Source organism: candidate division KSB1 bacterium, from assembly GCA_034506395.1.
Taxonomy (GTDB): domain Bacteria; phylum Zhuqueibacterota; class Zhuqueibacteria; order Thermofontimicrobiales; family Thermofontimicrobiaceae; genus Thermofontimicrobium.
This window is the reverse complement of the sequence record JAPDPQ010000002.1, coordinates 132,908-144,383: the sequence shown is the minus strand read 5'-3', so window position 1 is coordinate 144,383 and position 11,476 is coordinate 132,908. Positions and strand designations below refer to the sequence as shown.

The 11,476-nt window shown below is 49.0% G+C and carries 7 protein-coding genes; 1 reads left to right on the top strand and 6 read right to left on the bottom strand.

The features are described 5' to 3' along the window. Positions 1-168: 168 nt before the first annotated feature. Both ONB37_01970 and ONB37_01965 read right to left on the bottom strand, forming a co-directional pair. Entirely contained in the window at positions 169-666 is a 498-nt protein-coding gene (locus tag ONB37_01970) for a DUF1854 domain-containing protein (GenBank protein MDZ7398909.1), read from the bottom strand. Further along, positions 667-2,898: an ABC transporter ATP-binding protein/permease gene (locus tag ONB37_01965; GenBank protein ID MDZ7398908.1), complete on the bottom strand. Its 2,232-nt coding sequence runs from the start codon at positions 2,896-2,898 to the stop codon at positions 667-669. A 464-nt stretch (positions 2,899-3,362) separates the two neighbouring features. On the opposite strand from ONB37_01965, the gene ONB37_01960 reads away from it, so the two are divergent. After that, entirely contained in the window at positions 3,363-3,563 is a 201-nt protein-coding gene (locus ONB37_01960) for a cold-shock protein (GenBank protein MDZ7398907.1), read from the top strand. A gap of 313 nt (positions 3,564-3,876) precedes the next feature. Here ONB37_01960 and ONB37_01955 read toward each other — a convergent pair whose 3' ends face one another. The 4 genes from ONB37_01955 to ONB37_01940 all read right to left on the bottom strand — a co-directional run bounded on the left by ONB37_01955 (position 3,877) and on the right by ONB37_01940 (position 11,422). Then, on the bottom strand, positions 3,877-5,562 hold the full coding sequence (locus tag ONB37_01955) for a sodium:solute symporter family protein (protein MDZ7398906.1): 1,686 nt from the start codon (positions 5,560-5,562) through the stop codon (positions 3,877-3,879). 260 nt (positions 5,563-5,822) lie between these two features. Further along, on the bottom strand, positions 5,823-8,084 hold the full coding sequence (locus ONB37_01950; protein ID MDZ7398905.1) for a bifunctional dihydroorotate dehydrogenase B NAD binding subunit/NADPH-dependent glutamate synthase: 2,262 nt from the start codon (positions 8,082-8,084) through the stop codon (positions 5,823-5,825). Positions 8,085-8,341: 257 nt separating this feature from the next. After that, complete coding sequence (locus tag ONB37_01945) at positions 8,342-9,841, bottom strand: response regulator (GenBank protein ID MDZ7398904.1); 1,500 nt, start codon at positions 9,839-9,841, stop codon at positions 8,342-8,344. Positions 9,842-9,988: 147 nt separating this feature from the next. Further along, the gene (locus tag ONB37_01940) at positions 9,989-11,422 is read right to left on the bottom strand and encodes an RtcB family protein (GenBank protein MDZ7398903.1); all 1,434 of its coding nucleotides are present in this window, start codon (positions 11,420-11,422) and stop codon (positions 9,989-9,991) included. Positions 11,423-11,476 lie beyond the last annotated feature (54 nt).

Genomic DNA, 11,476 nt, shown 5'->3' with positions numbered 1-11,476 from the left:
TTCACCGCTGGCTGAAAGATTCATTCGGAATGACATGACTCAGCTTCGTCTGACTCAGGAGCACTAATTAATGGAGAGAAATATAGCACAAAATTTTGAAATTAGCAACATTCAATTTGATTTATCCATTCTATTTTCATCTGCAAACATCGATTTCTTGATGGCGGTTTAAAGCAGCGCCTGTTCCAATCGGATGCGCGCACGGGTCGGTAATTGTCGATAGTCCCGAACCTGATAGCGGCAGCCTTCAGTATCAATAATCATAATCAACCCATCATCGCGGATCGTGACATTTTCCTTCGCATCCTGAACCAGAAACCGCTTTTTTCCGCAATCGGTCGTCACATCCCATTGATCCACTCCATATTTGGAACTGATGGCATGGATATCGAGAATTCGAGGGCAGAAATAGCGCAATTGGATCTCCCGTTCCACCAATGGCCGTTGTGCTGGGGACAGATCATTAAGCTGGTGAATCACCCCGACCTCCTCAGTTGTTCCATTTCTTTTGACTACCAGCGCGATGTAGCTGGTTGGATTGGACAGAGGAAACAATGGCACACAGCTGATCGGCTCATGGATCGTTCCATTTGCCAATTTCAATCGCAGAAATCCGCCATCCTTTTGTTCAAAGTTCAGTTCATCAGGTTGCAAAATTTTGATCATTTATCCGCTCACCGCCACAATTTTAGATAGTTCACGTTGAATTGCAACAAGGTTGTAGAAAATTCCTTTCTTCTCCATCAGTTCCCGATGCGTTCCCACCTCAACGAGCCGGCCATCATCGATAACAAATAACCGATCACAATTGCGCAGGGTCGATAATCGGTGGGCGATGGCAATGGTGGTACGACCTCGGGTCAATCGCTTTAACGCGTCTTGGATTTTCTTCTCAGTCTCTGTGTCCAATGATGAGGTGGCTTCATCGAGGATGAGAATCCGAGGATCGCGTAGTAGGGCGCGCGCGATGGCGATGCGCTGCTTCTCACCACCAGATAAACGATTACCGCGTTCACCCACCTCGGTATCATACCCGTCCGGCTTGTCAATGATAAACTCATGGGCATAGGCCGCCTTAGCGGCTTCGATGACTTCCTCGATGCTCGCATCCGGTTTCGCGTAAGCGATATTTTCGAAGATCGTCCCATTGAACAAAAAAGTATCCTGCAATACCACGCCGATCTGCTGGCGAAGGTCATGGGACTTGATCTTTCGGATATCCTGACCATCTATCAAAATCGCTCCCAGATCCACATCGTATAAGCGACACACCAGATTGATGATCGTGCTTTTGCCCGCCCCGCTTTTTCCAACCAGGCCCACTATCTCATTGGCATGGATGGTAAAGCTCATGTTCTTAATCACTGGCTTATAAGGATCATATCCAAAAGTGACATTCTGGAACTCAATGGTCCCTTCGATCGATGGCGTTGAAATGGCGTTGGGGAGCTCCTTGACTTGAACTGGAGTATCAATTACATCGAACACCCGCTCCGCAGCGCTCAAAGAACTAGTAATGAGCTGCACCATGCGAAGCAAGTAAATCACTGGACGGTAAAACATGGCCAAATAGCCAGAATATGCCACCACATCGCCGAGGCTCATTTGTCCAGCGACGATATATTGCCCCCCAACGAACCAAATGATAATCGAACCGAGCATGATCAGGAATTGAAAGATCGGAGAATAGAGGCTCCATTTGACCTCAAGATCGATGCCAGCATTCCTGAGATCAATGCTTTTTCGGTCGAATTTCTTAATTTCCTCCCTTTCCTCTCCAAAAGCCTTGATCACCCGAATACCGGAGAGCGAATCATTAATCAGCGCGCTCAATCGCGAGCGACGATGATAGAACCTTCGAAAGTACAAAAAGATCTTAAAGTAGATTTTCTTCAAAAACAGAACAGTGGCAGCGATGGGAATGATGACAAAGAGAGTAAGCTTCCAGCTTAGAATAAAAAGAAAAATGCCCACGCCGATGAGAATCAACAAACTTTCCAGGGTCAGGGGGATAAAATCGACCAGGAAGTGCTGCAGCTCGCGAGTATCTTGATTGACCCGCGCCATGAGCGCGCCAGTCTGGTATTTGTCAAAGAAAGAGAGGGACAGGTGTTGAAGCTTTTCATAGAGAGCGGCTCGAACATCATAAACAGTATTATGCCCAACTACGCCGGTCAGCCTCAGATGCAAGCTGTTCAATAACGTTTGTGCACCGTAAGCGAATAACAGCGCCAATGCCGCAAGCGGAATCCAATGGGCATATTCGAACACCCCGGTCTGAGGATTCGGCTTGAGGATGAAATCGATAAACAACTTGCTCATGTAAGGCGTAATCAGGCCAAAACAGGTACCAGCGACCAATAAGAGGAATAAATAGACCAGCCGTGCTCGATATGGCCGCGCAAAGGCAAAAATCCGACGCAGCGTTTTCCATCGCTCCGTGCAACGTGGACATTTTTTTAGCTCATCCGGAATGGGTAACCCGCAGCGATCGCATTTGGTTTGACTGCCTTCAAGATGCTGAGCTGGCTCGAACGCTTTGCCATCCCGCAACGCTTTGATCTGTTCCACTGCTTTAGAAAAATCAGCCTTCCGGGCAGCGGTAAAATGGATCAAACGCAGCCGCTCACCGTCCGTAACGATCTCGATCAATCCGCTCCCAGTCAATGAGACCGAGACAATCTCACTTATTGACGCTAATGGATATCGAACCAATAATTTCGAGCTGCCATTTTCCATCGCAAACGTCATCAAATGTCGGCCGGTTACAACGAGCCATTCTTCTCCATAAATCAATTCCTGAGTCAAATCCGACATGACAGCGAGCTGAATGGGATCATCGGGGAAATCGCTCTTGAGGTGATCGAGAATAACAGCGGGCAAATCTGTCGTTTTCATGTTCTGCTTTTAAATGGACCGTTTGGAACTCACACCTATTCGAATGCGATGCCATTTATAGCTGCTCGCATTCGCTTTTATAATAAAGGCCAAAATTACGAGAATTATATCGCAATGTCAAGCAAATTTATTCTACTTTGAGTTCTATTTTAATCCAATTTGCTGGCCTGAACAATCAGATCGCAGGTAGTGCAATGAGAGCGCAGTCAATAAAAAATATTTTTAAAATTCAAAAAAAGTGTTTGCTATTCTGCTTTTTATGTCGTATATTGTTTTCGTCAATTAGCTGTGCACTATTGATCTGCATTTATTTCGAATTAAATCTGGCGGCTCCAAGTCGAACAGAAAGCAAGTTAACGAAGATCGTGGAGAATAGTGAACAATAGGCTATTCGAAACGATTTTTTTTTGCCCGAAAAATCAGCCCGGTGCACGCAACAGAAACATTTTTTGAGGAATACTTCAATGGAAACAGGAACAGTCAAATGGTTCAACAGTTCTAAAGGTTTTGGCTTCATCAGTCGCGAACACGGCGATGACGTATTTGTGCATTACAAATCAATTGCTGGCCAGGGCTACCGATCTCTCGAAGAGGGCGATCGGGTTCAATTCGAAATCGGGCAGGGCCCGAAGGGATTGCAAGCCAATAACGTCAAAAAAATATAGTTAACTGAATGAGTCCCAAAAAAACCCCAGCCACTATGTGGTTGGGGTTTTTTATTTGCGGCGTTTTATGAAGCAAAAAACCGACCCCGCACTACTACTTCTCAGAAGAGATTATCCGATGAACTTTTTTCAACCTCAAAGTTCCGCGGATCCAAAAATACAAATCCAACAATGTTACTCGAGCGGATGCAAGAGTCTCTTTTGCCTCATTTATCAAAAAATTCAGAAATACCCGACTTCACAGGCATGACAACCATCCATTTTTTATTGAGTCGAAAAGTATTAACCTCACAAGAGAAGTTCAAATAGTATACTAACCCTGATTGTCACCGAAAAGCGGGGCGATCTCAGATGGCTTCGGCGGTTTGGTGAGCAGACTCACCCCTACCAACGTCACGATCGAAACCAGAAATGCTGGGTAAATGAGCGGGATACCGAATGGATCACCATTGGGATCGCCGTACGGCACCATAATCGACGGCCAGAGGAATCCAGCTACATATAAGCCTAAGGCTACCAATGAGCCACTGACAATGGAGGCCAATCCTCCTGCGCGTGTGGCACGCCGCCACGCAAGGGCGGCCAACAATGCTGGGGTAATTGCCACCCCATAGATCGTGTATGCGAAATAGCTCATCTCCAGGACAGATTTCAATTTGGTGCAAAGCAAATAGGCGACCACCCCAATGGCGACGATGATGAGTTTTTGCAACACGACCATTCGTCGCTGATCCGCGGTTGGATTGATGAATTGCTGATAGATATCGCGCATGATATTGGTGGTCGGCGAAAGCAAGTAGTTCATGCCCGTGGAGATTACAACGGCGCAGGCTGCTGCGATCAAAAGGATCCCCACGTAAGGCGGCACCAGGTTTTTCGCCGCCTGAATCACAATCGAAGCGGGGTCCATGCCATTGGCTCGATCTCCGTCTAAAAAAGCCTTGATCTGGGGCCAGAACTTGGCCGCAGCAAACACAGCAATTATTACGACCACCGTCTCGACGAAGATCGTGCCGATCACCCAGAGCGAGACAGCAGTGCGAGCGTCCTTTGGCGTCTTGGCACTATAAAATTTCTGGTACATGCTCTGCACCCCCATCAGCAGCAACATCGTCGCCAAAAAATAGCTCACCGCCTTCAGCACCGGAAATTGGCCAAATTGCTGGTTGATGACCTTCAAATGATCAGCGGGGAGGCTTTGCATGGCAGCAGCGCCCCCAGCATTATAGACCACAATTGGCGTGGCGATCAGGCAGGCCAGTAGGATGATGATGCCATTGGGAAGATCAGTATAGGCGACAGCGATCATGCCAGCCGTGGCAGTGAATAGGATCACAAACAGTGCAGCCAAAAATTGGCCAGTCTCTACCGAAATTTGGTGATCGGAGACGACGTTCAAAATATAGCCGCCCGCTTTGAATTGATAGCTCACGATGGCGGTGAAACTGATGATCAACGCGATCGCTCCGAATAATCGTGCAAAGCGGCCGTAGCGGACTTCGAGAATATCTCCAATCGTGTATTTCCCGAAGGTTCGGATTTTGGCCGCCAGAAAATAGATCACAATAATGCCGACCCACGCGCCGGCTGGCAGCCACAACGCGCTCCAGCCAGCTTTGGCCGCAAATTCTGCCCCAGCGATAAAAGTCCCAGAGCCGATCCAAGTACAAATGAGGGTGAAAACCATCACCCGGAGGCTGAGCGAGCGGCCGGCCACCATCATATCATCCTGATCCTTCACTTTTTTGGACCGAATAAAATTAAAACCCATGAGGATGATGAGATAGGCGAGGATGATGAATAACCAGCGAAGCGTTCGGTTGAATGCAATCCCATTGAGCACCCATACGACCAAACCAGCACCAGCGGCCGCAATTAAAAAAGCCTCCAGCCATTCATACATGGCATGGGGCCTCAGCTTTTGAAAATATTTGACCGAGATAAAAGAAGCCACCCAGATGAGAACAAAGCTGATGAGTTGCTGAGATGTAAATTCCATCTTTTCCTCCCAGGTTTGCTGCGGTGATATACCTGTTATGATTAACTTTCTGAAAATCACACAAAATATTTATGCTTTGCCAGCAATGCAAGCATGCCATCATCTATTGAAAGGGAGAAGAAAAGAAGCTTCCACATCCGCGTGAGTAACAGCGCATAATTAAAATGCTCGATTTGATGGACCCGTCTTTAGTTGGAAGCTGTTTGAAATATGACTAAATGAAATGATATAATTTTGCTCGCCAAAAATTTGTATCTGCATCACCACACCCCATCCCTAAGGTACTTATCGATCGCCACGGCCGCCTTCTTGCCAGCGCCCATGGCCAGGATCACCGTAGCTGCTCCAGTGACAATATCGCCGCCAGCAAACACGCCGCGCTTGCTGGTTTTGCCTGTCTCGGGATCGGCCACAATATTGCCCCATTTGGTCAATTCAAGCCCTGTGGTGCTCTTGGTCAACAACGGATTGGGCCCTTGACCGATGGCGGCAATCACCACTTCCACCGGGAGGACAAATTCTGAACCTTTGATGGGAATCGGTCGCCTTCTGCCTGAAGCATCGGGTTCGCCCAATTCCATTCGAATGCACTCGATACCCTTCACCCAACCTTTTTCATCACCGATAATGCGAACTGGATTGGTGAGCAACTGAAATTCGATGCCTTCTTCTTCGGCGTTGACGATCTCCTCCTCTCGTGCTGGCATTTCGGTCCGGGAACGACGATAGACGAGATAAACATGGTCGGCGCCCAGCCGTTTGGCCACCCGAGCCGCATCCATGGCGACATTCCCCCCACCGACGACAGCGACATTGCTGGCGACCCGAACCGGGGTGTCATACTCGGGGAACAGATATGCTTTCATCAAGTTGTTTCGGGTGAGAAATTCGTTTGCCGAGTAAACGCCGTTTAAATTCTCGCCTGGGATGCCGAGAAAATAGGGCAAACCGGCACCGGTGCCGATGAATACCGCATCGTAACCATTGTTGAGCAGCTCATCTACGGTAATCGCCTGGCCCACCACCATGTTGGTCTTGATCTCGACGCCCAATTTGCGGACATAATCGACCTCTACTTGAACGATCCGTTTTGGGAGGCGGAATTCTGGGATCCCATAGACCAAAACGCCTCCAGCTTTGTGCAACGCTTCGAATATGGTCACGTCGTGTCCCATTTTGGCCAGGTCGCCAGCCACGGTGAGGCCAGCAGGTCCAGCGCCGATGACCGCCACGCGTTTGCCAGTTTTTGGTGGCGCCGGTGGAACCCTGATATCGCCCTGTGAAAATTCATAATCTGCTGCAAAGCGTTCCAGCCGACCGATGGCAATGGGCTGGCCTTTTTTCGCCAATACACAGACCTTTTCGCATTGCTCCTCCTGGGGACAGACCCGGCCGCATACGGCGGGCAGATTGTTTTTCTCTTTGATCTTGTGGATGGCACCCATGAAATCGCCCTCTTTGATTTTGGCGATAAATGCTGGGATATCGATCTCCACTGGGCAGCCAGCCACACATGGGGGTTTTTTGCACTGGAGACAACGGGCCGCCTCGCGACGCGCCTGCTCGCGACTATATCCCAACGCCACCTCATCAAAATTTTGGATCCGCAGCTTGGGATCTTGCATCGGCATCGGCTCGCGCACCTTCACCTTGCGAAGCGCCTCCTCCTCTTCCCATAACTTGCATTGATGATGCCACAACGCCCGTCGCTCTTCCCTTTGGTACATCCCCTGTCGCAAAATTAATTCATCAAATTTCACCTGATGCCCATCAAATTCCGGACCGTCCACACAGACAAATTTAACTTCATCACCAATGGTGGCGCGGCAGCCTCCGCACATGCCAGTGCCATCCACCATGATCGAATTGAGGCTCACCACAGTTTTGATCTGGTAGCGCCGCGTGACATCGGACACGGCTTTCATCATGATCACTGGCCCAATGGCAATCACTTCGTCGATCGGCGTCTTTGCCTCGATCAACCGTTTCAATTCGTCCGTGACAAAACCGTGTCGGCCATAACTGCCGTCGTCGGTGGTCACAAACAACTGATCGCTAACCGCTCGCATCTCATCTTCCAAGATCAACATCTCTTTGGTGCGCGCGCCAATAATCGAAATCACGGTGTTTCCAGCTTCGTGCAACGCTTTGGCAATGGGGTAAACTGGCGCAATGCCGACCCCACCACCGATGCAGACAACGGTCCCGAATTTTTCGATATGACTGGGCCGACCTAATGGCCCCACCACATCCAAAATGGCCTCGCCCTGCTGAAATCGATCGAGCTTGCGGGTCGATGTGCCGACAACTTGAAAGATCACCGTAATGGTCCCTTGCTCGGCGTCATGATCCGCAACGGTCAGTGGAATTCGTTCGGCGTAATCATCGGCGCGCAACACCACGAACTGACCAGCTTTGACGCGCGTTGCGATCTCTGGGGAGTATAATTTAAAAAGCGTTAAAGATGGCGCTAATTGTCTTCGCTCTACTATTTCATTCTGTCGATATGTGCTCACTTTCATCCCTCGTTTCAAAATGGATTTTTGACCAATCGAATTCTGCTCTTTCCGCGCTGCCTTCCCAACTTCTGCCGCTGAAATGGGCAAGTTTATTCATTTTTACGAAAATGGAAGATCATTTTGGATTGATATGCAGCCGGAACATCTTTTATGAATCAATGCTTGTTTTCATATTTCAAAATCGGCCACACCAGGCTGGCTTCAGACAAGCAGTTCAATTAACTCGATCAATAAGAATCAAGCGTCTCGTCAATCATTCATCACTGACACTGCCGATTTTCTTTCAATGGAAATTTGATCGTAAAGGTGGTCCCCTCATTCAGCTTGCTTTTGACCTCGATTCTGCCGAAATGGGCTTCGACAATCTTTTTGACGATCGCCAGCCCCAATCCAGTCCCGGTAATATAGCGCGTTTCGGGCCGATTGACGCGATAGAAATCATCGAAAATTTGCGGCAAATCTTCTGCACTGATTCCGATCCCCGTATCGCCGATGTCGATCTTCAGGCATCCATCGCTCGGCTGCACATCAATTGTGATTTTCCCCTGATCTTTGTTATATTTGATTGCATTGGAAAGTAAATTCGAGAACAATTGCTCCATTTCGTTTTGATCGGCTTCGATGAGGGGACAGGAGTCGGGCAGTCGCATCAATATTTCAATAGATCTGGCTTTGGCTTGATTATCAAACAATGCCACAGTATTGGCAATTACCTTGGTGATATCCAAACGTTCTTTTTTTCTCGAGACGCGTTGAGATTCGATGCGGGCGATTTGCAATAGATCGTTTACCAATTCTAACAAAGAGTGAGCGCGCTGTCTGGCCCGCTCCAGCATCTGTCGATTAAATTCGGGATTATTGCCGGCCGCTCCAGTGAGATATGCGGTCAAATATCCTTCAATCGCCGAGAGCGGAGCGCGGAGCTCGTGAGCGACCATTGAGACAAATTGAGATTTGAGCCGATCGATCTCTTTGAGCCGCGTAATATCGCGTAATATGGCCACCACGCCCAGCATTTCACCCGCTTCGTCACGAACCACAGAAATATTAGCCATCAACGTATGCGGTGATGGCTCGGCCAACTCGATCTCTTCGGAGATCGTAGTATATTTGGCCGCATCATGATCCATGGCTTGACGAATAAACTGAAGCAACGGATGATCTGGGATGATCTGCGCGATGTCTCTGCCATGCTCTGGATTGCCAGAAAGGCCGAGCATCTTGATCGCCATCGGGTTCCACAATACCAGTTGTTGGTCGCGATTGATTACCACCACGCCATCGGCCATAGAATTGACTATGGTAAGCAACTTGGACTTTTCATTGACGATTTCCAACAGACGACGGTCGCGCTCTTGCATCAGAAGCTGGGCTTGCCGTCGCAGTTGTTGCCGCTCCACCCCCCGATTGACCACGGCGAGCAATTGTTCTGGTGAAAATGGCTTAGGGATATAGTCATAAGCGCCGTGCTGCATCGCTTTCACAGCCGTCTCGATGGTCGCGTACCCAGTGATCACGATGATGATCACGTCCAGTTGCAGCGCTTTGACATGATCCATCAGCTCCAGCCCGCCCATCACCGGCATCATGAGATCGACGAGCATGAGATCATATTGCTTTTGTTGCAATAGCTCCAATCCCTGCTGACCATGTTCGGCCAGATCTACTTCGTAGCCCTCCGGTTCCAGGATCCGTCGGCATCCTTCGCGCAGACCACGCTCGTCATCCACGACCAATATTTTAGGTTTATCGTGATCCATAAATAATTTTTATCAGGCAAAAGATAAGCGAACTCAAGATCAGCGCTCATCCTAGAATAATCGTCTCAATTTATTTGATCACTCGATAGATGATTGGTTCGCTCCTCTCATCTCGAACGATTCAATTGACGCGCCTCGCTGGGAAAATTAACCTTTGATCACCCCCAGCGGTCTAAGTTTTGCCACCTTCTTGGAGATACCGGCACCGACCACAGCGTCAACCACTTCAGAGACATCTTTATAGGCCTCTGGCATTTCTTCGGCCATGGTTCCGCGGCTGGCTGCGCGAGCGATAATGCCTCGATCCTCAAGCTCCCGATGGATCGCCCGACCCTTTGCCGCCTTGATCGCCTGATTGCGGCTCAACAATCTACCAGCGCCATGGCAAGTCGACCCAAAGGTCTGATCCATCGCCGTATTGGTGCCGATCAATACGTAGGAGCAACGCCCCATGTCGCCAGGGATAAGCACCGGCTGCCCAATATCCCGATAGATTTCTGGGAGCTCGACACGACCAGGTCCAAAGGCCCGCGTAGCGCCCTTGCGATGCACGCAGAATTGTCGCGGCTTGCCATCCACAATATGGGTCTCGATTTTGGCGATATTATGGGCAACTTCATACACGGTATCGAATTGCACCTGCTTTGGCCCCAGATTGAGGGCGCGCATGAACGCCTCTCTCACCCAATATGAAATCACCTGACGGTTGGCAAAAGCATAATTCACCGCACAGACCATGGCAGCAAAATATTTCTGACCTTCTGGCGAATTGATCGGCGCACAGCAAAGCTGCCGATCGGGCAATTCAATCCCATATTTCTGCGAAGCCTGGATCATGGTGTGAATATAATCGTCACAAATTTGATACCCAAATCCTCGGGATCCGGTATGAATGGAGACCGTGATTTGACCAGGGAACAAACCGAGCCTTTGCGCCAGGTAATCATCATAAACTTCCTCGACGTATTGAATTTCCACAAAATGGTTTCCCGAACCTAACGTGCCCAGTTGCGGCAACCCTCGCTTTATGGCTTTGTCCGATACGGTGCTGGGATCGGCCCCCTCCATCTGCCCATGCTCCTCGATCTTTTCCAGATCAGATTCATCCCCATAGCCTTGTTCAACGATCCATCTCGCCCCTTTCACCATCACCTGCTTCAGATCCTTTTCACTCACCTTAAAATCGCCCTTTGAGCCAACGCCAGAAGGAATGTAATGAAACAGATTATCCACCAACTCTGGGATTTTATCTTGAATATCCGAGCTGGAGATGGCGGTTCGCAGCAACCGAACCCCACAATTGATATCATACCCCACACCTCCTGGCGAAATGACGCCATTGCTCAAATCGAACGCTGCTACACCTCCGATCGGAAAGCCATAACCCCAGTGAATATCTGGCATGGCCATAGAATAATTCACGATCCCGGGCAATTGCGACACATTTTGCACCTGAAGGGGAGAATTATCCTCCATAATTCTATCGATCATCGGCTTCGAAGCATAGATTCGGCCTGGGACATTCATCTTATTTTCTTTAGGGATCTCCCAAAGATAATCATGAATTTTCTTAAATTTGATATCAGTCATAGTGGCACCTCCCATCCATTTTTTCTTCGAATCGACTTCTTGCAC